Here is a 23,348-nt window from a genome sequence, read left to right as displayed (position 1 = left end):
AAGGGGATGGGTTGTGTGGGGTAATCAAACCAGGCATGTAGGACATTGCCTGCGTTTCGTGCAGGCAAAAAAAGCCCCGCCAAATTGGCGGGGTTGAGGTACGAGCGTGGCGCTCGGAAACGTGGAACGCGATCGGCCCTCCGGTGAAGGAGGGCCGGTCGGTGTTACAGGAGCATGGTGCGGATGTCGCCCAGCAGATCGCTCAGGCGCTTGGTGAAGCGTGCGGCAGCGGCGCCGTTGATCACACGGTGATCGTAGGACAGCGACAGTGGCAGCATCAGTTTCGGCTGGAAGGCTTTGCCGTCCCAGACTGGCTGGATGGTTGCCTTGGAGACACCGAGAATCGCCACTTCCGGCGCGTTGACGATCGGCGTGAAGCCGGTGCCGCCAATGTGGCCGAGGCTGGAAATGGTGAAGCAGGCGCCTTGCATCTCGTCCGACGAAAGCTTCTTGGTCCGGGCTTTTTCAGCCAGGGAAGCCGCTTCGGCCGCCAGTTGCAGCAGGCTCTTCTGGTCGACGTTCTTGATGACCGGTACCAGCAGGCCTTCCGGAGTGTCGACGGCGAAGCCGATATTCACGTATTTCTTGCGGATGATCGCTTTGCCGCTTGGTGCCAGCGAGCTGTTGAAGTCCGGCAGTTCCTTGAGCAGGTGCGCGCAGGACTTGAGCAGCAACGGCAGGACGGTCAGCTTGACGCCGGCCTTCTCTGCAACGGCTTTCTGGGCAACACGGAACGCTTCGAGTTCGGTGATATCCGCCGAGTCGAATTGCGTCACGTGCGGCACGTTCAGCCAGCTACGGTGCAGGTTGGCGGCGCCGACCTGCATCAGGCGGGTCATCGGCACTTCTTCGATTTCACCGAAACGGCTGAAGTCCACGACCGGAATCGGCGGAATGCCCGCGCCACCGGTTGCGCCAGCCGCAGCGGCCGGCGCTTCCTTGGCCTTCTGCATCATGGCTTTGACGTAGACCTGCACGTCTTCCTTCAGGATGCGACCGTGCGGACCGCTGGCACCTACAGCGCTCAGCTCGACGCCGAACTCGCGGGCCAGTTGACGCACGGCAGGGCCGGCGTGAACCTTGGCGCCTGGCTTGGCGGGAGCAGCAACCGGGGCAGCAACAGGTGCGGCCGCGGCAGGTGCAGCAGCGGCTGGAGCCGGAGCGCTCGGAGCAGCAGCGGCAGGTGCGGTCGCAGCAACAGGTGCAGCAGGAGCGGCGCCTTTGACTTTCAGCTTGAGGATCAGGTCGCCGGTACCGACTTCGTCATCGAGCTTGATGGAAACACTTTCCACCACGCCAGCGGCCGGCGACGGGATTTCCATGCTGGCCTTGTCGGATTCCAGGGTGATCAGCGACTGGTCGGCGACAACGCTGTCGCCGGCCTTGACCAGGACTTCGATGATCTTGGCCTTGCCCGCCGAACCGATGTCCGGAACGTGGATGTCCTGGATGCTGTCGGCTACTGGAGCAGTCGGGGCTGCCGCAGGTGCAGGTGCAGGTGCAGGTGCAGCTGCCGGAGCGGCAGCCTGGGCTGGAGCCGCAGCCGGCGCAGCAGCGCCCGCCACTTCCAGGTCCAGGATCAGGTCGCCGGTGCCGACTTCGTCGTTGAGCTTGACGCTGATGGCCTTGACCACGCCAGCGGCTGGCGACGGGATTTCCATGCTGGCCTTGTCGGATTCCAGGGTGATCAGCGACTGATCAGCCGCGACGGTGTCGCCGACCTTGACCTGGATCTCGATGATCTGGGCCTTGCCCGACGAACCGATGTCCGGCACGTGCACTTTCTGAACGCTGGCGGCAGCTGGCGCGGCAGCAGGAGCGGCCGGCGCTGGAGCAGCGGCCGGTTTCTCTGCGGCTTTTGCAGCAGCCGCAGGGGCCGCAGCAGCGGCACCTTCGACTTCCAGCTCCAGCAGTTCGTCTCCTTCTTTCAGGCGATCGCCCAGCTTCACTTTCAGGCTCTTGATGATACCGGCCTTCGGCGCAGGCACTTCCATGCTCGCCTTGTCCGATTCCAGTGTCAGGATGCTCTGGTCGGCTTCGATACGGTCGCCGACCTTCACAAACAGTTCAATTACTTCACCTTCACCGCTGCCGATGTCAGGTACGCGAATGAGTTCGCTCACAGAATCTCTCCTCAGCAGTCCAGTGGGTTGCGTTTTTCCGGGTTGATACCGAACTTGGCGATGGCCTCGGCCACCACTTTAGGTTCGATGTCACCACGGTCAGCCAGTGCTTCCAGGGCTGCCAACACCACGAAATGACGGTCGACTTCGAAGAAATGACGCAGTTTCTTGCGGCTGTCGCTGCGGCCGAAACCGTCGGTGCCCAGGACTTTGAATTCCTTGGACGGTACCCACTGACGGATCTGCTCGGCGAACAGTTTCATGTAGTCGGTAGACGCGATGACCGGACCCTTACGGCCGTTCAGGCACTCTTCGACGTAGCTCAGCTTAGGCTTCTGGCCCGGGTGCAGACGGTTGGTGCGTTCAACGGCCAGGCCGTCGCGACGCAGTTCGTTGAAGCTGGTAACGCTCCACACGTCGGCGCCGACGTTGAACTCTTCGCGCAGGATCTTCGCTGCTTCACGGACTTCACGCAGGATGGTGCCGGAGCCCATCAGCTGAACGTGGTGCGCCGCTTCGCGGGTGTCTTCTTCGAGCAGGTACATGCCCTTCTTGATGCCTTCTTCGGCACCGGCCGGCATGGCTGGCTGCTGGTACGACTCGTTCATCACGGTGATGTAGTAGAAGACGTCCTGTTGCTCTTCGGTCATCTTCTTCATGCCGTCCTGAATGATCACCGCCAGCTCGTAGCCGTAGGTTGGATCGTAGGTGCGGCAGTTCGGGATGGTCGCGGCCAGCAGGTGGCTGTGACCGTCTTCGTGTTGCAGGCCTTCACCGTTCAGGGTGGTACGGCCGGCGGTACCGCCGATCAGGAAGCCACGGGTGCGGCTGTCGCCAGCGGCCCAGGCCAGGTCGCCGATACGCTGGAAGCCGAACATCGAGTAGAAGATGTAGAACGGCAGCATTGGCTGGTTGTGGCTGGAGTACGAAGTACCGGCAGCGATGAAGGAGCTCATGGCGCCCGCTTCGTTGATGCCCTCTTCGAGGATCTGGCCCTTCTGGTCTTCCTTGTAGAACATCACCTGGTCTTTATCGACTGGCTCGTAGAGCTGGCCGACGGAGGAGTAGATGCCCAACTGACGGAACATGCCTTCCATACCGAAGGTACGGGCTTCGTCCGGGATGATCGGCACGATGCGCGGGCCGATTTCCTTGTCCTTGACCAGTTGCGCGAGGATCCGCACGAAGGCCATGGTGGTGGAGATTTCACGGTCGCCCGAGCCGTCGAGGATCGCCTTGAGGGTGTCCAGTGGAGGGGTCGGGATGTTGAAGCTTTGAGCGCGACGCTGTGGTACGAAACCGCCCAGCGCATTGCGGCGCTCGGCCAGGTAACGGGCTTCGGCGCTGCCTTCTTCCGGTTTGAAGAACGGCAGGTTCTCCAGCTCTTCGTCCTTGACCGGGATGTCGAAACGATCGCGGAACAACTTCAGGCTGTCGACGTCGACTTTCTTGGTGTTGTGCGCAGTGTTTTTCGCTTCGCCGGCACCGGTGCCATAACCCTTGATGGTCTTGGCCAGGATGACGGTCGGTTGTTCTTTGTGGTTGACCGCTTCGTGGTACGCCGCGTAGACCTTGTACGGGTCGTGGCCGCCACGGTTGAGTTTCCAGATCTCGTCGTCGGACAGATCGGCAACCATCGCCTTGAGTTCCGGCGTGTTGAAGAAGTGTTCACGCACGAACGCGCCGTCTTTGGCTTTGTAGTTCTGGTACTCGCCGTCGATGACTTCGTCCATGCGGCGTTGCAGGATGCCGTCGACGTCCTTGGCCAGCAGTGGGTCCCAGAAACGGCCCCAGATGACTTTGGTCACGTTCCACTGAGCACCGCGGAACACGCCTTCGAGTTCCTGGATGATCTTGCCGTTGCCGCGAACCGGGCCGTCGAGGCGCTGCAGGTTGCAGTTGATGACGAAGATCAGGTTGTCGAGCTTCTCGCGGCCGGCCAGGGAGATGGCGCCCAGGGATTCCGGCTCGTCGCACTCGCCGTCGCCCAGGAAGCACCAGACTTTCTGTTTGCCTGGCTGGATGAAGCCACGGTGTTCCAGGTACTTCATGAAACGTGCCTGGTAGATCGCCTGGATCGGGCCCAGACCCATGGATACGGTCGGGAACTGCCAGAAGTCAGGCATCAGCCAAGGGTGTGGGTAGGACGACAGGCCCTGACCGTCAACTTCCTGGCGGAAGTTGTTCATCTGGTCTTCGGTGATGCGGCCTTCCATGAATGCACGGGCGTAAACGCCTGGCGAGGTGTGGCCCTGGAAGTAGATCAGGTCGCCGCCGTGTTCGTCGGTCGGGGCCTGGAAGAAGTAGTTGAAGCCGATGTCATACAGGGTCGCACTGGAAGCGAAGCTGGAGATGTGACCGCCGAGGTCAGAGTCTTTCAGGTTCGTACGCATTACCATGGCCATCGCGTTCCAGCGTACCAGCGAGCGAATGCGGCGTTCCATGAACAGGTCGCCAGGCATGCGTGCTTCGTGGGTAACGGGGATCGTGTTGCGGTAAGGCGTGGTGATGGCGTAAGGCAACTGCGAACCGCTGCGGGTCGCGAGCTCACCCATACGGGTCATCAGATAGTGAGCACGGTCTTCGCCTTCTTTGTCGAGAACCGATTCCAGGGCGTCCAGCCATTCCTGGGTTTCGACGGGATCGAGGTCTTGCATGGCTTGCTCCAGGGCGGAAAGGCTACCAGAATCGGTTGCCTGAGTTAGCGACTGGCCTTGTGGGCAGACGTTATGAATTCTTGGATTGCCGACAGGTTGTTCCGGCGGCGTGTAGTTTTACTACAAATCTTCCGGCATTTCAGCCCGTCTAATGTATATACGAGTAGTAAAACTACAGATGAGTGGCTCGTGGCCCCCGGCTGCGTTGTGAGAATAATCGATAAGGTTGGTCTTTTTCCAACTACAAAAGGTGAAAGCTTGATGCTGGCTGCCAAAATAAAAGAAATTTCAGCTATTTCTAACTTTTGTTCGACAGTCCCTCAGGTAGTGGGTTTTCGAAAACCACTACATGCAGTCGGTTGTACGCCGATCAAGGATAGACCATGAGCCTCCCTTCGTTTGCTGAACTGCCCGCCATTCTCCTGCCGTTTGTCACCCGTGCCGAGCAGTCGTTCCGGGCTGCCGTCGCCGCTTTGGGTGATGACCACGGGCTTTCTGCCTGGACGCCAGAGCGCTGGGCGCAATTTGCCCGCGTCACCGCCGCCAGCGATTTCGTGATTGAACAGTGTGTTCGTGACCCTTTGATGTTGCTGCAGCTGGTGCAGTCCGGCGAACTGGACCGCAGCTTCGCTCCCGGTGAGTTGTGCGCGCAGATTGCCACCGCCGTGAGTGTGGCCGAGACCGAAGATCAGCTTGGCCGCGCCTTGCGCCGTCAGCGTGCGCGCCATCAGGTGCGGATCATCTGGCGCGACCTGACCCGCCAGGCCGATTTGATCCAGACCTGTCGTGACCTCTCGGACATGGCCGATGCCAGCATCGATCAGGCCTATCAATGGTTGTACGTGCGGCATTGCCAGCAGTTCGGCGTGCCGACCGGCCGGCGCAGCGGCGAGCCGCAGCAGATGGTCATTCTCGGCATGGGCAAGCTCGGTGCGGTGGAACTGAACCTGTCGTCGGACATCGATCTGATTTTTGCCTACCCCGAGGGCGGCGAAACCGTCGGTGTGAAACGCCCGCTGGATAACCAGGAGTTCTTCATTCGTCTGGGTCAGCGGCTGATCAAGGCCCTGGACCCGATGACCGTCGACGGTTTTGTGTTCCGCGTCGACATGCGCTTGCGTCCCTACGGTTCGGCAGGTGCGCTGGTGCTGAGCTTCAATGCGCTGGAGCAGTATTACCAGGACCAGGGGCGCGACTGGGAACGCTACGCCATGATCAAGTCGCGGGTGGTGGCCGGCGACCAGGTGGCCGGCGCGCAACTGCAAGAGATGCTGCGGCCATTCGTCTACCGGCGTTACCTGGACTTTTCGGCCATCGAAGCGCTGCGCACCATGAAGCAGCTGATCCAGCAGGAAGTGCGGCGCAAGGGCATGGCCGACAACATCAAGCTGGGTTCCGGCGGCATTCGTGAAGTCGAGTTCATTGCCCAGGCGTTCCAGCTGATTCACGGCGGCCGCGATTTGAGCTTGCAGCAGCGCCCGCTGTTAAAGGTGCTGAGCACACTGGAAGGCCAGGGTTACCTGCCGCCGGCCGTGATCAGCGAGCTGCGTGAAGGATACGAGTTCCTGCGTTACACCGAACACGCGATTCAGGCGATTGCCGATCGCCAGACGCAAATGTTGCCCGATGGCGAGCAGGATCAGGCGCGTATTGCCTTTATGCTGGGTTTCGCCAACTGGACGGCTTTCCACGAACAACTGATGTATTGGCGCGGCCGCGTGGCCTGGCACTTCGGGCAGGTGATCGCCGATCCCGACGAAGAGCAGGGCGCCGAAAGCGAAGTGGTGGTCGGCGGTGAATGGTTGCCGCTGTGGGAGGAGGCTCAGGACGATGAGGCCGCTTGCCGCCAACTGGAGGAGGGGGGGTTCAAGGATGCCACCAAAGCCTTGAAAGCCCTGGCCGGCTTGCGCAGCAGCCCGCAATTGAGGGCAATGCAGCGTCTGGGGCGCGAACGTCTCGATGCTTTTATTCCGCGTTTGCTGGCGCAGGCCGTGGAGCATGACAATCCGGACCTGGTACTGGAGCGGGTGCTGCCGCTGGTTGAAGCCGTGGCCCGTCGTTCCGCGTACCTGGTGCTGCTGACCGAGAACCCCGGCGCGCTGCGGCGTTTACTGACGCTGTGTGCGGCGAGCCCGTGGATCGCCGAGCAAATCACCCGTTTCCCCTTGCTGCTCGACGAATTGCTCAACGAAGGCCGGCTGTTCAAGCCGCCGCTGGCGCCAGAGCTGGCGGCCGAGTTGCGCGAGCGCCTGACACGGATTCCCGAGGACGACCTCGAGCAGCAAATGGAAGCCCTGCGCCACTTCAAGCTGGCGCACCGCTTGCGGGTGGCCGCTTCGGAAATCGCTGGCAGCCTGCCGCTGATGAAAGTCAGCGATTACCTGACCTGGCTCGCCGAAGCGATCCTGGAGCAAGTGCTGGCGCTGGCCTGGCGCCAGACCGTGGCCAAGTACGGCACGCCGCTGCGCACCGATGGCACCTTGTGCGATCCCGGTTTCATCATTGTCGGTTATGGGAAAGTCGGCGGCCTGGAACTCGGGCATGGTTCCGACCTGGATCTGGTGTTCATCCACGATGGCGATCCGCAGGCCGAAACCGATGGACCCAAGCCCATCGATGGCGCGCAATTCTTCACCCGTCTGGGTCAACGGATCATTCATTTGCTGACGGCACAGACCAACTCCGGGCAGTTGTATGAAGTGGACATGCGTCTGCGGCCGTCCGGTGCGTCGGGCTTGCTGGTGAGTTCCCTGGGGGCGTTTGCCCGTTATCAGGAAAACGAAGCATGGACCTGGGAACACCAGGCGCTGGTGCGGGCGCGAGTGCTGGTGGGCAGTCAGGATGTCGGCCAGGCATTCGAGAAAGTCCGTGCCGCGATTTTGGGCAAGACACGTGATTTGCCGACCCTGCGCCAGGAGGTCAGCGAAATGCGCGCCAAGATGCGCGATAACCTCGGCAGCAAGAGCACGGCGGCCGGCACCGGGGCAAATGCCTTCGAGGCCACGGCGCCGTTCGATATCAAGCAGGACGCCGGAGGTATCGTCGATATTGAATTTATGGTGCAATACGCGGCCCTGGCGTGGTCCGAAACACACCCGCCATTGCTGCGCTGGACGGATAATATCCGCATCCTGGAAGAGCTGGAGCATGAAGGGCTGATGCCCGTCGAAGATGCCGGTCTGTTGCGTGAAGTGTATAAAGCGTACCGTTCCGCCGCCCACCGGCAGGCTCTGCAGAAGAACCCGGGGGTGATACCGGCTGACCAGTTCGTGGACGAACGGCGGCAGGTCATGCGGATCTGGCGTGAGCTGGGTCTACGCTGAAACGGGATATTTGATACGCCAATATTCCCTGTAGGAGCGAGCTTGCTCGCGATGGTCGTTAACGATAGCGCGGCGAGCCTGACACCCCGCGGAGTTTTCAGGTTCATCGCGAGCAGGCTCGCTCCTACAGTAGATTTACGTTGTTCTGTAGAATTCTCGAGGCGGGGAGGCGTAGGCCTCCCCGGTTCGTTTATGGAAACCACATGAAAATTCTGATCGTTGGGCCCAGTTGGGTCGGTGACATGGTGATGGCGCAGACACTTTTCCAGTGTCTGAAACAACGCCACCCGCAATGCGAAATCGACGTGCTGGCCCCCGAGTGGAGCCGGCCGATTCTTGAGCGCATGCCCGAAGTTCGCCAGGCCTTGAGCTTTCCGCTCGGTCACGGTGTCCTGGAGCTGGCGACGCGCCGGCGCATCGGCAAATCCCTGGCCGGCCAGTACGACCAGGCGATCCTGCTGCCCAATTCCCTGAAGTCGGCGCTGGTGCCGTTCTTTGCCGGCATCCCGAAACGCACCGGCTGGCGTGGCGAATTGCGCTATGGCTTGCTCAATGACGTACGCACGCTGGATAAAGATCGTTATCCGCTGATGATCGAGCGCTTCATGGCCCTGGCTTGCGAGCCGGGCGTCGAGCTGCCAAAACCCTATCCGCGTCCGGCGCTGCAGATCGACCCGGTCACCCGCGAGGCGGCTCTGGCCAAGTTCGGCCTGGCCCTCGACCGTCCGGTGTTGGCCCTGTGCCCTGGCGCCGAGTTTGGCGAGTCCAAGCGCTGGCCGTCCGAGCATTACGCCAAGGTCGCCGAAGCGAAGATCCGCGAAGGCTGGCAAGTCTGGCTGTTCGGTTCGAAAAACGATCACGCCGTGGGCGAAGACATCCGAGCGCGGCTGATTCCCGGCCTGCGCGAAGAATCGGTCAACCTCAGCGGCGGCACCTCGCTGGCCGAGGCCATCGACCTGCTGTCCTGTGCCGATGCGGTGGTGTCCAACGACTCCGGCCTGATGCACGTCGCCGCCGCGCTGAACCGCCCGCTGGTGGCGGTCTACGGTTCGACGTCGCCGGGCTTCACGCCGCCGCTGGCCGAGCATGTCGAGATCGTGCGCCTGGGCATTGAATGTAGCCCATGCTTCGACCGCACGTGCCGGTTCGGCCATTACAACTGCCTGCGCCAGCTCATGCCGCAAGCGGTGAACGAAGCCTTGCAGCGTTTGCAGGGCACCGTGGTCGAGGTCAAATAGCTTGCGGGTTCTGTTGATCAAGACTTCTTCGCTGGGCGACGTCATTCACGCGTTGCCGGCGTTGACTGACGCGGCGCGGGCGATTCCCGGCATCAAATTCGACTGGGTGGTGGAAGAAGGCTTTGCCGAGATCCCGACCTGGCACCCGGCGGTGGGCAAGGTGATTCCGGTGGCGATCCGTCGCTGGCGCAAAAACATCTGGCAGACCATCAAGAGCGGCGAGTGGAAGCGCTTCAAGCAAAGCGTTCGCGCCACCAAGTATGACCTGGTGATCGACGCCCAGGGCTTGCTGAAAAGCGCCTGGCTGACCCGTTACGTCAAGGCGCCGGTGGCCGGCCTCGATAAAAGCTCCGCACGCGAGCCCATTGCTGCGCGCTTTTATGATCGACGCCTGGCCGTTGCCCGCGGGCAGCACGCGGTGGAGCGAGTGCGCCAGTTGTTCGCCATCGCGCTGGGCTATGACTTGCCCAAAGGCCTGGGCGACTACGGGCTGAATATCGAACGCCTGGTGGAGTTGCCGCGCAAGAACCCTTACGTGGTGTTTCTGCATGGCACCACCTGGGACACCAAACACTGGCCCGAAGCCTATTGGCGCGAGCTGACCGAGCGGGTCGGCTACCTTGGCGTCGGCGTGAAGTTGCCTTGGGGCAATGCGCAGGAGAAGGCCCGGGCCGAGCGTATCGCTGCGGGTTTCAAGCACGCCGAAGTGCTGCCAAAACTGAATCTGGCAGGGGTCGGCAAGGTGCTGGCCGGCGCGCAAGCTTGTGTGGCAGTGGACACCGGCCTGGGGCATCTGGCCGCCGCGCTGGATGTGCCGACGCTGTCGCTGTTCGGCCCGACCAATCCGGGCCTGACCGGCGCCTACGGCAAGGTGCAGATTCACATGGCCAGCGACTTCCCGTGCGCGCCGTGCCTGCAAAAGAAATGTACCTATCAACCGACGGCCGAAGATGCCCGTCAATTTGACCTGAAACGCGAGTGGCCGTTGTGCTTCACGCGTCTGAACCCCGAGCGTGTCGCCAGCCGACTGAGCACGTTGTTAATGGCTGAGGAGCTGCGCTGATGCAATTGGCATTTGTCTTGTACAAATATTTTCCGTTTGGCGGCTTGCAGCGCGATTTCATGCGCATCGCCCTGGAGTGCCAGAAGCGCGGCCATCAGATCCGCGTCTACACGCTGATCTGGGAAGGCGAAGTGCCGCCGGGTTTCGAAGTGCTGGTGGCGCCGGTCAAGGCGTTCTTCAACCATCGACGCAACGAAAAGCTCAGCGAATGGATGGAGGCGGACCTGGCCCGGCGCCCGGTCGACCGCCTGATCGGCTTCAACAAGATGCCGGGCCTGGACGTCTACTACGCCGCCGACGGCTGCTTCGAAGACAAGGCGCAGAACTTGCGCAATTCGCTGTATCGCCGCTGGGGCCGCTATCGCCACTTCGCCGAATACGAGCGGGCGGTGTTCGCCAAGGGTGCCAAGACCGAAGTGTTGATGATTTCCGAGGTCCAGCAGCCGCTGTTCATCAAGCATTACGACACGCCACTGGAGTGTTTCCACCTGCTGCCACCGGGTATCGCCCAGGACCGTCGCCGGCCGGCCGATGCCGATGCCGATGAAATTCGTGCAGGGTTTCGTGCCGAGTTCAATCTCAAGGACGACGAACTGCTGCTGGTGCAGATCGGCTCCGGGTTCAAGACCAAAGGTGTGGACCGCAGCCTCAAGGCACTGGCGGCATTGCCTGCCGAGTTGAGGAAGCGCACGCGGCTGTTTGTAATTGGCCAGGATGACCCCAAATTATTCCAGATGCAGAGTGCAACATTGGGGCTGGGCGACAACGTCACGTTCCTCAAGGGGCGCAGCGATATCCCGCGTTTCCTGTTGGGGGCCGATCTGTTGATCCACCCGGCGTACAACGAAAATACCGGCACCGTGCTGCTTGAAGCACTGGTGGCCGGCTTGCCGGTGCTGGTGAGCGCGGTGTGTGGTTACGCCCATTACATCGCCGAGGCCGATGCTGGCCTGGTGCTGGACGAACCGTTCGATCAGGCACAGCTGACGCAGTACCTGACCGGCATGTTGAACGACGCTCAAGCAAGGGCGGCCTGGAGCCGCAATGGTCTGGCCTACGCCGAGACGGCCGACCTTTACAGCATGCCGCAGCACGCGGCCGATGTGATTCTGGCGGAGCACGCTTAAATGAAGTTGATGCTGGCTGAACCGTTCAAGAGCCTCTGGGCCGGACGCGACCCGTTCGCTGAAGTCGAGGGGCTCAAGGGCGAGGTGTACCGCGAGCTGGAAGCACGCCGGACGTTACGCACGGAAGTCGACGGCAACGGGTTTTTCGTGAAAATCCATCGCGGCATCGGCTGGGGCGAAATCTTCAAGAACCTGGCCACGGCCAAGCTTCCCGTACTGGGTGCCGGTCAGGAGTGGCAGGCCATTCAGCGCCTGAAGGAAGCTGGCGTGCCGACCATGACCGCTGTCGCGTATGGCGAGAAGGGCAGCAACCCGGCCGACCAGCACTCATTCATCGTCACCGAAGAGTTGGCGCCCACGGTCAGCCTCGAAGATTTCAGCATTAACTGGATCAAACAGCCGCCCGAGCCAAAGCTCAAGCGCGCGCTGATCGCTGAAGTTGCACGCATGACCGGCATGATGCACCGCGCCGGGGTCAACCACCGCGACTGCTACATCTGCCACTTCCTGCTGCACACCGACAAACCGGTGACCGCAGACGACTTCAAGCTCTCGGTGATCGACCTGCACCGCGCCCAGACCCGTCCGGCGATCACTTCGCGCTGGCGCAACAAGGACCTGGCGGCCCTGTACTTTTCCGCGCTGGACATCGGCCTGACCCGCCGCGACAAGCTGCGTTTCCTCAGGGGCTATTTCCAGCAGCCGCTGCGTCAGATCCTGAGTGAAGAGGCCGCTTTGCTGGCATGGCTCGATGGCAAGGCCAACAAACTCTACGAGCGTAAACAGCGATACGGGGATGCGCTCTGATGTCGGGCTGGAGACTGGAGCCGGCCTACAGTGACCTGGCCGGTGACTTTGGCAGCCTCGAGGCCGTGTTTGCGCTGCAAGGCGAGCAAATCACCAGTGACCTGCTTTCGGAGGTCATCCGTGTCGAGCGCAATGGCGTCAACTATTACGTCAAGCGCTACGTGGGTGCTGGCAGGGGCTTGCGGCGTTACCTGGGCAAACCTCGGGTGAAGATGGAATGGCAGAACCTCAAGCGCTTCGCCAAGTGGGGTATCCCCACTGCCGACGTGGTGGCCTGGGGGCTGGAGCGGCGGGGTGTGGCCTACGTTCGCGGCGCGATGATTACCCGGGAACTGCCGCGTACCGAAGACTTGTCGGCACTGGCCGAGCGACGCGATCCGAAACTATCGGATCGCGCGTGGGTCGATACTGTCAGTCGTCAGTTGGCCCAGCACACCCGGACCATGCACGACCACCGTTTCACCCATAACGACTTGAAGTGGCGCAACTTGCTGATCGACGATGAGGCCCGACTGTTTTTGATCGATTGCCCCAACGGCGATTTCTGGCGCGGTTTCTGGCTCAAGTACCGCATCACCAAGGATCTGGCGTGCCTGGACAAGGTTGCCAAGTATCAACTGTCGGCGACCCAGCGGCTGCGCTTTTACCTGCAATACCGCAACCGGACCCGGCTCAACGCGGCGGACAAAAAACGCATCCGGCATGTGTTGAGATTTTTCGAGGGGCGCGAATGACTGATTTTCTGGCCGCTGAAGACCGTGCGCTGCTTGAGCGCCATGGCCTCGGCACGTTCGATGCGCTCTGGACCAGGCAACTCGATGCGGTGGACGAACCCAACACCGGTCGCGGGGGCTGGAGCAGTGTGTTTCGGCTGGATCTGGAAGGTCATGGTTTCTACCTCAAGCGTCAAAGCAACTATCTGACCCGTACGTTACGCGCCCCCTTCGGCGAGCCGAGTTTCGCTCGCGAGTTTCGCAACATCTCCCGTTACCGGAAGTTGGGGGTTCCGGCGCTGGAAGCGGTGTTCTACGGGGAGCGCAAGGTTAATGGCGAAGTGCGCTCGATTCTGCTGACCCGCGCCCTGGACGGTTGGGACGACCTCGAGTCGCTGCTGCAGCGCTGGGATGAATTGAGCCCTGAGCAGCACTCGGAAATCCTCAAGGCCAGTGGCGAACTGGCCAGGCAGCTGCACGCTGCACGTCAGGTGCATGGGTGCTTTTATCCCAAGCATATTTTCATGCGCGCCACCGGCAACGGCTATCAGGCTCAATTGATCGATCTGGAAAAGACCCGACCTCTGCTGTATGGGCAGCGTGACCGGATCAAGGACCTGGAACCCCTGGCGCGTCGCGCGCCCGAGTGGGGCGAGTCGCAACTGCGGCAATTACTGGCAGCCTATCTGGATCAACCGCAGGACAGCTCGCTGGTCGACAGCTGGCTGAAGCGTTTGACCGTGCGGCGCAGTCAAAAGAGGCCACGCTGATGCGTTTGTCAGAACTGAAGGCTGCTGGCCGCAATCCCGTATTGCCGCTGAGCGTATCGCTGGCCGATGCCGCCGGCCCCGCCGAGCTGCAACTGCTGAGCCTGTTGCGGGTCTTGCCGGGGCAGCGTTATGTCGGTGCCGGCGTCTGGCGTGGCCGGCCGGTGTTGGCCAAATTGCTGGTCGGCGGCAAGGCTGCACGGCATTTTCAGCGTGAACTGGATGGCGTGCGCCTGCTCTCCGCCCAGGGGCTGACCACGCCGCAGCTGTTGGCCGATGGCCTGAAGGACGGCGAGGGTGGCTGGCTGCTGTTTGATTTCCTTGAGCAGGCCGAAAGCCTGGGCGACACCTGGAAGCAGGTTGAGCAGCAGCCCGTACTGTCCGATGGGCAAGGGGCGGTGTTGGCCGAGGCGTTGGGGGCGATCGGCCAGATGCATCGCAAGGGCCTGTGGCAGGAAGACCTGCACCTGGACAACTTGCTGCGTCAGGGCGGTCGCCTGTACCTGATCGATGGCGCGGGTATCTGTTGCGAGACGCCCGGCCAGCCGCTGTCACGGCAGAAGGTCCTGGAAAACCTCGGGGTGTTCTTCGCCCAGCTACCGAAGTCGATCGAGCCTTTCATTGAAGAGTTGCTGGTGTATTACCTGCTCAGCAACGGCGAGCACGCCTTGCCCATGGAAGCGTTGCAGAAGCAGATCGACAAGGTCCGCAGCTGGCGCCTCAAGGACTTCCTGATCAAGGTCGGCCGTGAGTGCACTCTGTTCAGCGTCCAGCGCGGGGCCTTCGGATTGCGGGCGATTCGCCGCGAGGAAGAGTCGTCGATGTTGGCGGTGCTGGAGCAGGCCGATGCCTTGCTCGACCAGGGACATCTGTACAAGACCGGCGGTGCGGCGAGCGTCGGCAAGGTCGAGGTGGATGGCCGCACGCTGGTGATCAAACGCTACAACATCAAGGGTTTCGCCCACTGGCTCAAGCGCTTCTGGCGCCCGAGCCGGGCCTGGCATTCATGGCGCGAAGGCAACCGCCTGGCGTTCCTCGGGATTGCCACACCCAAGCCGCTGGCGTTGCTGGAAAAGCGTTTTCTGTGGCTGCGCAGCCGGGCTTACCTGATCACCGAGTATCTGTCGGGGCCGGACATCATCGAACGTTTTGCGCCGTATGTGGAGCAGGGCGATGCACCGGAAGCCGAGCTGGCGGCGCTGGATCATCTGTTCGCCGAGTTGATTCGTGAGCGCATCAGCCATGGCGACTTCAAGGGCCATAACCTGTTCTGGCAGCGAGACCGCTGGGCGTTGATCGACCTCGATTCGATGTGCCAGCACGCCTCCCTTGGCAGTTTCGCCCCGGCATATGCAAGGGACCGTGCGCGGTTCATGCGCAATTGGCCTGAAAGCAGCGCGCTGTATCAGGTGATTGATCAGCGGCTACCCAAAGACATCTCCAGCGCTGACTGAATCGGGCCTGCGGCCCTTTCGCGAGCAAGTCGGATCGCCGCACCGCCGCTCCCACAAGGATTGTTGGTGAACACAAAACCTGTGAGCACCTCAGTTTAAATGTGGGAGCGGGCTTGCTCGCGAAGAGGCCGGAACTGTCAGCCGAGAAAGCACACAAGTTCCTGTGAACCGTCCTACGCGATCTTGGGAAGCCATGAACTGTGGCCACAATCTCCCCGATGCTAGTTTGCCTGACGTTCCCGGAGGGCAGGCTGTGACGATCAAAATGGCAGTTGCATCAGGTGTCTTAACCGTGTCGCTAATGGGCTGCGGGACCGCCGCCACCGTCCTGCAGGATGAAGCCGAAGCAGCGCAGGGGTTGCGCAGGCAAAAGACCTATTGCCAGTCCATTCCCCGGGTCTATAGCGGCTTGGCTTACGACTTCTGTGTTTTGAATGCACCGCCAGACCCTACGGGTATTCTTGTGCCGTTCGTTTTGGTGGACCTGGCCGTGTCTGGCGCGCTGGACACCGTTGTCCTGCCATACACGATTTACCGGCAAAGCGTGGACGGCAACATCCTTGTCTATTGGCGACCTGCGCGCGGATGAAAATGCCGCGAGGTCCGCGCCGTAGTGGCTTGCCACTTGCGGCTAGAGGCTTGCCGCTGCTTTTACGCTATAATCCCGCCCTTTAGCTGTCTCTCGCCCATTGCGAGGGCACATTAATTTTTGAGGCGCTTGCGCCTGCATGCAGACTAAAGAGGCTAGACCCCTGTGGCATTGACGATTCTTGGCCTGTCCGGCGCCCTTAGCCATGATCCTTCCGCAGCCCTGTATATCGACGGCAAGCTGGTCGCGGCGGCTGAAGAGGAACGCTTCGTACGCGATAAACATGCAAAGAACCGCATGCCCTACGAATCGGCGAAGTTCTGCCTGGAACAGGCCGGTATCAAGCCGTCCGACGTTGACGTGGTCGCGATTCCGTTTGCCCCGATCAGCCTGTTCGGCAAGGCCCGCTGGCAGTACGCCAAGCGTTACTGGTACGCCCCGGACCGTGCACTCGACGCGATCCTGATGGGCAACCGTCGCTACAAGCGCTATCGCAACAAGATCGTCTGGTGCCTGGAGCAACTGGGTTTTGATCCGAAGAAGATCAAGATCGAGCCGGTCGAACACCACCTGGCCCACGCCTCCAGCGCTTATCACTGCTCCGGTTTCAAAGAGAAAACCGCGATCCTCGGGATCGACGGCAAGGGTGAGTACGCCACGACCTTCTTCGGTTATGGCGTAAACGGCAAGATCCACAAGATCAAGGAATTCTTCGATCCGGACTCCCTCGGCGGCCTGTACGGCGCGATCACCGAGTTCCTCGGTTTCGATATGCTCGATGGCGAGTTCAAGGTCATGGGCATGGCGCCGTACGGCGACGCCAGCAAATACGATTTCTCGCGCCTGGCTTCGTTCGAAAACGGCGAGCTGGTGATCAACACCGACTACGCCAACGTCATCGGCTTGCGTCGCTACAAAGAGAAGGGCAAGGGTTACTACTTCTCGCCGAAGCTGATCGAGTGGCTGGGTCCCAAGCGCGAAGGCGACATCGCCGACGAGCCTTACATCCACTACGCCGCCAGCATTCAAGCGTTGTTCGAAAAAATTGCGCTGCAGATGATCGATTACTACCTGGGCGACGTGCTCAAGGAAACCGGCAAGCTGGCCTACGCCGGTGGCTGTGCATTGAACGTCAAGCTCAACCAGAAAATCATTGCCCGCGACGACGTCAAGGAGCTGTTCGTACAGCCGGCGTCCGGCGATGCCGGTACCGCGGTGGGTGCAGCGGCCTACGTGTCTCACGCCCGTGGCGTACCGGTCGAGAAGATGGAACACGTCTACCTCGGCCCGTCGTACAGCAACGAAGATGTTATCGCTGCGTGTGCCCGTCACGAGAATAAGCCAGCCTGGCGCAAGCTCGACAACATGCCGGAGCAGATCGCCAGGATCATGGTCGATGGCAACCCGGTGGCGTGGTTCCAGGGCCGCATGGAGTTCGGTCCGCGTGCACTGGGTGGTCGCTCGATCATCGGTTGCCCGAGCGTGGCCGGCGTGGCCGACCGCATCAACCACCAGATCAAGTTCCGCGAGCGCTGGAGGCCTTTCTGCCCGTCGATGCTCGACACCGTGGCGCCGCAGATGATCAAGATCGATCACCCGGCTCCGTTCATGACCTTCACCTTCGAAGTGGCTGAAGAGTGGAAAACCCGCGTGCCGGAAGTCGTCCACGAAGACGGTACCTCCCGCGCCCAGGTGCTCAAGCGCGAATACAACCCGCGCTACTACGACATGATGAAAGCGCTGGAAGTGCTCACCGGCAACGGCGTGTCGCTCAACACTTCGCTCAACCGTCGCGGCGAACCGATGATCTGCTCGCCGACCGATGCGCTGAATATGTTCTTCGGTTCGGATCTACAGTATCTGATCATGGAAGACATCCTGGTGGTCAAAGAGGGCGCGAACGCCTATGACACGTTCGGCTGAACGCCATGTGCTGCAGTTCTGCCACGGCTATGACGGGCCGTTCCTGGACTGCGCACGGCAGTACGCCAGTCTGTTCGCGGGGAGCGGTTATCGTGTGACCACGGTGTTTCTCACCGGGGCCGCCGATGCCGAAGTCGCCGCGGGCTGCGCTTCCGATGAAGTGCTGTTCATGGAGTACAGCTCCAAGGCCATTCGCGGCCTGAAGCTGGGAGCCATCGGCGATCTGCGCAAGATCGCCGCGTCGCGCAACTTCAGTTTCTGCATCGCTCACCGCTTCAAACCCATCTATATCGCCTTGCTCGGTACGTCGTTGCCGGTCATTGGCGTGCACCACGGGTTTGACGACTACAAACGCGGCAGCCGCAAGCTGTTTGCGCATATTTTTCGCAAGCGTTTGAGTCTGCTCGGCGTGTCCGACGCGGTGCGCGACGACATGCGTAATTGCCTGCCGAAGTGGCCGGCTTCGCGAATTCAGACGTTGTACAACCGTATCGACGTGGATGCCTTGCAAGCCACGCAAGTGTCGGCTCGCGAGGCCCGGGAAACCCTCGGTCTGGCGGCGGATGCCTGGATCGTCGGCAACGTCGGACGGCTGCATCCGGACAAGGACCAGGCCACGCTGCTGCAGGGTTTCGCCGAGGCATTGCCGAGGTTGCCGGGCAACAGCCAGCTGGTCATTCTCGGTAAGGGGCGCCTGGAGGAAAAGCTCAAGGCTCAGGCCCGTCAGCTTGGCATTGGTGACCGAGTGTTGTTCCTTGGTCAGGTGCCGGATGCGCGCAACTATTTCCGGGCCTTCGATGTGTTTGCCCTGAGTTCCGATCACGAACCGTTCGGCATGGTGCTGCTGGAGGCCATGGCCGCCGGCGTACCCTTGCTGGCCACGGCCTGCGGCGGAGCGAAGGAAGTGGTCGAAGGCGTGGGCATCCTGTTCCCGTTGGGCGATGCCGGACATCTGGCCCAGGGGCTGCAACACCTGGCCGGCATGGATGATCAGCAACGCCGACAGTGTGCCGAGTTGATGCTCGAACGCTTGCGCGAGCGCTTTTCCGACCGAGCGGTGCGCGATGCTTTCTGGCATTTGCCACACGTTACCGAACTGGCACAGAGGGGCTGATGCTCAACCGATTTCAAGGCTGGCGCGAGCGTGGCTGGGCGGTAGTCGACGCCTCGACTTACGCCGAAACCTGGCAACGATATGGCGGCAGCGTCGCGACTCATCCCATGGTGGTCGAGCGGCTGGCGACACTGGCCGACATTCCGGTGCGCTACCTGGCCTGGTTGCAGGGTGGTGAGATCAAGGCGGCGATCCCGACCTGGGGGCGCGACCTGGCCTTGTCCAAGGACGTGCTCAAGCGTCGCGGCAAAAAAGGTCTGTTCGACCTGGGCAACGCCGAAATCATCCTGCCGGCCGCTGCCGATGCCACGGCGCCTTTGCGCCATCGCGCGCGGTATCTGTCGGCGCTGAACGAAGGCCGTTTCACTGGCATCAGGTTGCAAGCCGAACAATTGGCCATGGCCCGCACCCCCGAAGAACTGTCGAAAAAGTTTCGCTATAACCAGCGCCGCGAATTGCGCTTGCTGGAGGAGGCCGGTGGCGTGGTGCGACCGGTGTCCGAATTTTCCAGCGCGGAGCTGGCGGCTATTTATTGCGACCTGTTCCAGCGCCGCTGGGGCTTCCCGGCGACGGGGGCCGAACGCATGGCCGACGTCATCGAGTTGCTGCGCGAGTTGCTGATCGGTTCGGTGATTTTCCTCAACGATGCGCCGATTGCGATTCAATTGGTGTACCGCGTCGAAACCCCGCAATGGATCAGCGTCGAGTACATCAACGGTGGGGTCGATCCGCAAACCCGTGAGTTCAGCCCCGGCAGCGTGCTGAGTTTTCTCAATACGCAAAGCGCCTGGGAGCATGCCCGGGCGCAGGACAAACCATTGCGCTTTTCCTTTGGTCGTGCCGACCGTGAGTACAAGGATCGCTGGTGCAACTCTGTGCCGGTCTTCACCGTATGAGCCAAGCCATGAGCCGCAAACAGCAACTGCTCAAGCGTCATCGGCGCAATAAACGTATCGGCCTGTTGATAGCGCTGGTGCTGTTGATCGTCATCGGGGTGCTGGTGGCCTGGTGGTTGCCGCTGGTGCTGGCGGTTCTGGGCTGGATTGCCCACGAAGCCTGGTTTGCCGATCATCTGTTCTACTCCCCGAAAGACGATTACCAGTACAGCTTTCCCCCGTACACGCCACAGCCCAAGGTGCACCTGAGTGGTGAACATTTGCGGCTGGACGAGGGCGTGATGCTGGTCGACGACGCGACACTGGTGCTGGCCCTGCGGGTAAAAAGCACCTGGCTGGGACGTTTTATCGATCCGGTGGTCGAGTTGATCGGGGGTGAAAGCCCAGACCGACAAACCTTCGAGCGCGGTGTAAACGGCCTGCGTTACCTCAATCTCAGTGGCCAGGCTCAGGCGCTGTCGCGTGGTGACCTGCGCTTGCGCGGGCATTTCTGTCGCGTGTTTGGCGAGCCTGTGCTGTGGGCGTTCGAGCATCCGGATTACCGGCGTCAGCGGGTGATGGTCATCGCGCCTCATGCTGATGACGCCGAGCTGGCGGCCTACGGTTTGTACAGTCAGGCCGACGAAACCTGGATCGTCACACTGACAGCGGGTGAAATCGAAGCCGAACACTATCAGCAGATGGGCCTGAACAAGGTCGATGCGGCTCGCTTGAAAGGCCGTCTGCGCACCTGGGACAGCATTGCCGTGCCACGTTGGGCCGGTGTACCCGAGGCTCACTGCGTACAACTGGGTTACTTCTGCCTGCAGTTGGCAAGCATGCAGTCCGCGCCTGCCGTGGCGGCGGGATCGCGGGAAGCGGACCTGAGCGATACCCGGCTGTTCCGTCAGTTGAATCCTTTCGCGCTGCCCGGCGATGCCGATGGTGCGCCGACCTGGAACAATCTGCTGGCGGATCTGCGCGAGTTGCTGCTGCGCGCCCGGCCCGAGGTGATCGTCCTGCCGCATCCGACCCTGGATCCGCATCCCGATCATATCTGTGCCCAGGCGGCAGTCCTTGAAGCCTTGCAGGGCCTGGACTGGCAGCCGACCACGCTATTGGGCTACGCCAATCACCTGCACGACAACGACCGCTGGCCGATGGGCGACAGCGGTGATGGCATCGCCTTGCCGCCGGCCTTCGATTCGACCCAACCGATGCAGCCTTATTGCCTGTCGATGCCGCTTGAGCAACAGCGGGACAAAGCCATGGCGTTAGGCATGATGCACGACCTGCAACCGGCGATGCCATTCAAGCGTCGCTTGCGTCGGTTGATACAACGGTTGTTGGCCGGCCGGTTGCCGCCAACCTATGGCGAGAACGAATTCTTTCGCAAGGCAGTCCGGCGCCACGAACTTTTGTGGTCCATCAAGCACACACCAGGCAATGTTTCTCAGCGGGGAGAGTTATGAGTCAGCGGTCAAAGGTCCTGCAACTGCAGCCTGACTACAACGTCAAAGCCCATGATTTCGCCGACCTCGCGGAGCAGATCGTCAAGGCCCTGCCCGGTGATCGCTATGAAGTGACCGCCGCGTTTCTGCGTGGCAAACCCGGGCCGGGCGAAGCGGTGAGCCGCGCCGACCGTTCGGTGTACTTCGAGTTTTCCGACAAGTCCCTCAAGGGCATGCGCCTGCGGGCGATGTGGCAGCTGTACAAGTTCTGCCGTCGGGAAAAATTCGATGTGGTGATCTGCAACCGCTTCAAGCCGGTGAACATGATGCTGGCGCTCAACCGCTGGTTGAAAGTGCCGTTGTGCATCGGCATTTCCCACGGTTTTGGCGAGTACGACCGTTTTTACCGGCGCCGCCAGACCCAGCGCCTGATCGATCGTCACTGGCGCTTCGTTGGCGTGTCGCCAGCGGTGAAACAGTATCTGCTGGACTGTGACTGTGGCTTCACCGACCAGAATACCTACGCCATCACCAATGCCATCGACATCGAGCAAGCCGAAGGTCTGCAACACAGTCGTGAAAAGGCCCGCGAAATGCTGGGCATCGATCCGTCGGTGCGGCTGATCGGTGCGTTGGGGCGACTGGTGCCGGTCAAGGGCCATATCTATTTGCTGCAGGCCTTTGCCGCGCTCAAGGACAAATACCCGAATACCCAGCTGGCGATCATTGGTGCCGGTCGCGAAGAGTCACGCCTGGCCGCGGAAATCGACCGCCTCGGCCTCGGCGGTCGTGCCCATTTGCTGGGGTTCAAGGAAATTGCCCTGCAGTACATTCGCGCTTTCGACATCTGGACCATGCCTTCCCTGGCCGAAGGCCTCGGGCTGGCGCTGCTTGAAGGCATGAGCGGGCATTTGCCGGTGATTGCCTCGAACGTGCCGGCCATGTTGCCGCTCATCGAGGGGGCCGGTGGCCTGGCGATTATGCCGAAGGATGTGCCGACGCTGCAGGCTGCGCTGGACACTTACCTCGGGCTGTCGGATGACGAGCTCAAGGCCAAGGGCGAGCAGGCCTTCCGTTATCTGCAACAACACCATGACATCGAGGAATTCCGTCGCGAATACCTCAATCTGATCGACTCCGGCCTGGAACAGGCCCGCAAGGAACAGCCATGAACGACGCGCAACCCATCGTCACGGTCATTATCGCGTCGTACAACCACGCCCCTTACATCGAGGAAAGCATTCTCAGCGTCCTCAACCAGACCTATCGGAACATTGAGTTGCTGGTGGTCGATGATGGCTCGAAGGATGACAGCGTCGAGCGGATCAAGGCGTTACAGGCCATCCATGGTTTCGACTTCCGGGTTCAGGAAAACCAGGGGCTGACCAACACCCTCAATGGTGCGATTGCCCGGGCAAAGGGCAGCCTGATCGTGCCGTTCGGTTCGGATGACATCATGTTGCCGGAGCGTATCGCCACACAGGTCGCTCATATGGACGGCAAGCCCGAGGTCGGCATTTGCGCCGGCAACATCGAGCTGATCGATGCCGACGGTAACCTTTACCCGGAGAAACGCCAGCGCCGGGATGTGCCGTTCCGTCGCCTGGACTTCGATGACATGTTCCTGGAGCGCAAGCCCTATCCACCGGCACCGACCCTGATGATCCGTCGCGAAGCGCTGGAGAAGGTGGGCGGTTTCGACCCGACCATTCGCCTGGAAGACTTGCTGATCGAGTTGAAGGTGACCCATGCCGGTTATTTCATCGATGGCCTGAATGTGTTGATGGCGCGCTATCGCAAGCACGCCACCAACTCCTACAAGAACCACCGCTTCATGATCGACAGCATCCTGCGTACCTATGCGCTCTTCAGCGATCACCCGCTGTATGACGAGGTGCGTTACAAGTTTCTCAATTCCATGTTCCTCAAGACCGCCAACCGCGATCGCAAGTTGGCGCGTGAGTTGCTGGCGCAGATTCCGTTCAAGGCCTGGAACAGGAAAACCTGGCGTGGGCTGGGCCGGATGTATTTCTCACGGCTGGAGAAAGACTGAGCCAGGGGCCGGATTCAAAGGGGGGAAACATGGCATTGTCCGCAATGACATGTCCCTGGCGATTGCTCAAC

General features: G+C 61.2%; 17 protein-coding genes. 15 read left to right on the top strand and 2 right to left on the bottom strand.

Annotation, left to right across the window (positions count from 1 at the left end; translation table 11 throughout):
• Window positions 1-164: 164 nt before the first annotated feature.
• Together aceF and aceE are read right to left on the bottom strand one after the other, a co-directional pair.
• Window positions 165-2,123 (bottom strand): dihydrolipoyllysine-residue acetyltransferase, encoded by a 1,959-nt coding sequence (gene aceF, locus ACEN8Q_RS21055; protein WP_413703684.1) that lies wholly within the window; start codon window positions 2,121-2,123, stop codon window positions 165-167.
• 11 nt (window positions 2,124-2,134) lie between these two features.
• Window positions 2,135-4,780: a pyruvate dehydrogenase (acetyl-transferring), homodimeric type gene (gene aceE / locus ACEN8Q_RS21050; RefSeq protein WP_413423201.1), complete on the bottom strand. Its 2,646-nt coding sequence runs from the start codon at window positions 4,778-4,780 to the stop codon at window positions 2,135-2,137.
• A 383-nt stretch (window positions 4,781-5,163) separates the two neighbouring features.
• Between aceE and glnE the strand changes: the two genes are divergently transcribed.
• The 15 genes from glnE (at window position 5,164) to ACEN8Q_RS20975 (ending at window position 23,277) form a co-directional block, all read left to right on the top strand.
• Window positions 5,164-8,103 carry a bifunctional [glutamate--ammonia ligase]-adenylyl-L-tyrosine phosphorylase/[glutamate--ammonia-ligase] adenylyltransferase gene (gene glnE / locus ACEN8Q_RS21045; protein ID WP_413703683.1) on the top strand — a complete coding sequence of 980 codons (2,940 nt, stop codon included), beginning with the start codon at window positions 5,164-5,166 and terminating at the stop codon, window positions 8,101-8,103.
• A gap of 203 nt (window positions 8,104-8,306) precedes the next feature.
• Entirely contained in the window at window positions 8,307-9,341 is a 1,035-nt protein-coding gene (gene waaF / locus ACEN8Q_RS21040) for a lipopolysaccharide heptosyltransferase II (protein ID WP_413423205.1), read from the top strand.
• A 1-nt stretch (window position 9,342) separates the two neighbouring features.
• Complete coding sequence (gene waaC, locus ACEN8Q_RS21035; protein WP_413423207.1) at window positions 9,343-10,404, top strand: lipopolysaccharide heptosyltransferase I; 1,062 nt, start codon at window positions 9,343-9,345, stop codon at window positions 10,402-10,404.
• Window positions 10,404-11,531: a glycosyltransferase family 4 protein gene (locus ACEN8Q_RS21030; protein ID WP_413703682.1), complete on the top strand. Its 1,128-nt coding sequence runs from the start codon at window positions 10,404-10,406 to the stop codon at window positions 11,529-11,531. The genes waaC and ACEN8Q_RS21030 overlap by 1 nt, the downstream gene beginning before the upstream one ends.
• Entirely contained in the window at window positions 11,532-12,338 is an 807-nt protein-coding gene (gene rfaP / locus ACEN8Q_RS21025; protein ID WP_413423211.1) for a lipopolysaccharide core heptose(I) kinase RfaP, read from the top strand.
• Window positions 12,338-13,072 (top strand): lipopolysaccharide kinase InaA family protein, encoded by a 735-nt coding sequence (locus ACEN8Q_RS21020; protein ID WP_413423213.1) that lies wholly within the window; start codon window positions 12,338-12,340, stop codon window positions 13,070-13,072. Before rfaP ends, ACEN8Q_RS21020 begins: the two co-directional genes overlap by 1 nt.
• Window positions 13,069-13,821: a lipopolysaccharide kinase InaA family protein gene (locus ACEN8Q_RS21015; protein WP_413423215.1), complete on the top strand. Its 753-nt coding sequence runs from the start codon at window positions 13,069-13,071 to the stop codon at window positions 13,819-13,821. Before ACEN8Q_RS21020 ends, ACEN8Q_RS21015 begins: the two co-directional genes overlap by 4 nt.
• Window positions 13,821-15,272, top strand: coding sequence for a lipopolysaccharide kinase InaA family protein (locus ACEN8Q_RS21010; protein ID WP_413423217.1), 1,452 nt, complete (start codon window positions 13,821-13,823; stop codon window positions 15,270-15,272). The genes ACEN8Q_RS21015 and ACEN8Q_RS21010 overlap by 1 nt, the downstream gene beginning before the upstream one ends.
• A 253-nt stretch (window positions 15,273-15,525) precedes the next feature.
• On the top strand, window positions 15,526-15,861 hold the full coding sequence (locus ACEN8Q_RS21005; RefSeq protein ID WP_413423219.1) for a YceK/YidQ family lipoprotein: 336 nt from the start codon (window positions 15,526-15,528) through the stop codon (window positions 15,859-15,861).
• 165 nt (window positions 15,862-16,026) lie between these two features.
• A complete protein-coding gene (locus ACEN8Q_RS21000) occupies window positions 16,027-17,784 on the top strand; it encodes a carbamoyltransferase (RefSeq protein ID WP_413423221.1) in 1,758 nt (585 codons plus the stop codon).
• Window positions 17,768-18,898, top strand: a complete 1,131-nt coding sequence (locus ACEN8Q_RS20995) for a glycosyltransferase (protein ID WP_413423223.1) — start codon at window positions 17,768-17,770, stop codon at window positions 18,896-18,898. The genes ACEN8Q_RS21000 and ACEN8Q_RS20995 overlap by 17 nt, the downstream gene beginning before the upstream one ends.
• Window positions 18,898-19,794 carry an antimicrobial resistance protein Mig-14 gene (locus ACEN8Q_RS20990; RefSeq protein ID WP_413703681.1) on the top strand — a complete coding sequence of 299 codons (897 nt, stop codon included), beginning with the start codon at window positions 18,898-18,900 and terminating at the stop codon, window positions 19,792-19,794. Before ACEN8Q_RS20995 ends, ACEN8Q_RS20990 begins: the two co-directional genes overlap by 1 nt.
• 8 nt (window positions 19,795-19,802) lie before the next feature.
• Window positions 19,803-21,245, top strand: coding sequence for a PIG-L deacetylase family protein (locus ACEN8Q_RS20985; protein WP_413423227.1), 1,443 nt, complete (start codon window positions 19,803-19,805; stop codon window positions 21,243-21,245).
• On the top strand, window positions 21,242-22,396 hold the full coding sequence (locus tag ACEN8Q_RS20980; RefSeq protein ID WP_413423229.1) for a glycosyltransferase family 4 protein: 1,155 nt from the start codon (window positions 21,242-21,244) through the stop codon (window positions 22,394-22,396). Before ACEN8Q_RS20985 ends, ACEN8Q_RS20980 begins: the two co-directional genes overlap by 4 nt.
• Window positions 22,393-23,277 (top strand): glycosyltransferase, encoded by an 885-nt coding sequence (locus tag ACEN8Q_RS20975; RefSeq protein ID WP_085717381.1) that lies wholly within the window; start codon window positions 22,393-22,395, stop codon window positions 23,275-23,277. The genes ACEN8Q_RS20980 and ACEN8Q_RS20975 overlap by 4 nt, the downstream gene beginning before the upstream one ends.
• Window positions 23,278-23,348 lie beyond the last annotated feature (71 nt).

The organism is Pseudomonas sp. Pseusp16 (assembly GCF_047324915.1).
Taxonomy (GTDB): domain Bacteria; phylum Pseudomonadota; class Gammaproteobacteria; order Pseudomonadales; family Pseudomonadaceae; genus Aquipseudomonas; species Aquipseudomonas fluorescens_CD.
Note: the sequence above shows the minus strand (reverse complement) of the source record. Positions and strands in the feature narration are given on the sequence as shown.

What these genes read in the sequence shown, in the direction of transcription:
- aceE (WP_413423201.1), bottom strand. Translation starts at nt 4,780, where the DNA reads ATGCAAGACCTCGATCCCGTCGAAACCCAGGAATGGCTGGACGCCCTG.
- glnE (WP_413703683.1), top strand. Translation starts at nt 5,164, where the DNA reads ATGAGCCTCCCTTCGTTTGCTGAACTGCCCGCCATTCTCCTGCCGTTT.
- waaF (WP_413423205.1), top strand. Translation starts at nt 8,307, where the DNA reads ATGAAAATTCTGATCGTTGGGCCCAGTTGGGTCGGTGACATGGTGATG.
- ACEN8Q_RS21030 (WP_413703682.1), top strand. Translation starts at nt 10,404, where the DNA reads ATGCAATTGGCATTTGTCTTGTACAAATATTTTCCGTTTGGCGGCTTG.
- rfaP (WP_413423211.1), top strand. Translation starts at nt 11,532, where the DNA reads ATGAAGTTGATGCTGGCTGAACCGTTCAAGAGCCTCTGGGCCGGACGC.
- ACEN8Q_RS21020 (WP_413423213.1), top strand. Translation starts at nt 12,338, where the DNA reads ATGTCGGGCTGGAGACTGGAGCCGGCCTACAGTGACCTGGCCGGTGAC.
- ACEN8Q_RS21015 (WP_413423215.1), top strand. Translation starts at nt 13,069, where the DNA reads ATGACTGATTTTCTGGCCGCTGAAGACCGTGCGCTGCTTGAGCGCCAT.
- ACEN8Q_RS21010 (WP_413423217.1), top strand. Translation starts at nt 13,821, where the DNA reads ATGCGTTTGTCAGAACTGAAGGCTGCTGGCCGCAATCCCGTATTGCCG.
- ACEN8Q_RS20995 (WP_413423223.1), top strand. Translation starts at nt 17,768, where the DNA reads ATGACACGTTCGGCTGAACGCCATGTGCTGCAGTTCTGCCACGGCTAT.
- ACEN8Q_RS20990 (WP_413703681.1), top strand. Translation starts at nt 18,898, where the DNA reads ATGCTCAACCGATTTCAAGGCTGGCGCGAGCGTGGCTGGGCGGTAGTC.
- ACEN8Q_RS20985 (WP_413423227.1), top strand. Translation starts at nt 19,803, where the DNA reads ATGAGCCGCAAACAGCAACTGCTCAAGCGTCATCGGCGCAATAAACGT.
- ACEN8Q_RS20980 (WP_413423229.1), top strand. Translation starts at nt 21,242, where the DNA reads ATGAGTCAGCGGTCAAAGGTCCTGCAACTGCAGCCTGACTACAACGTC.
- ACEN8Q_RS20975 (WP_085717381.1), top strand. Translation starts at nt 22,393, where the DNA reads ATGAACGACGCGCAACCCATCGTCACGGTCATTATCGCGTCGTACAAC.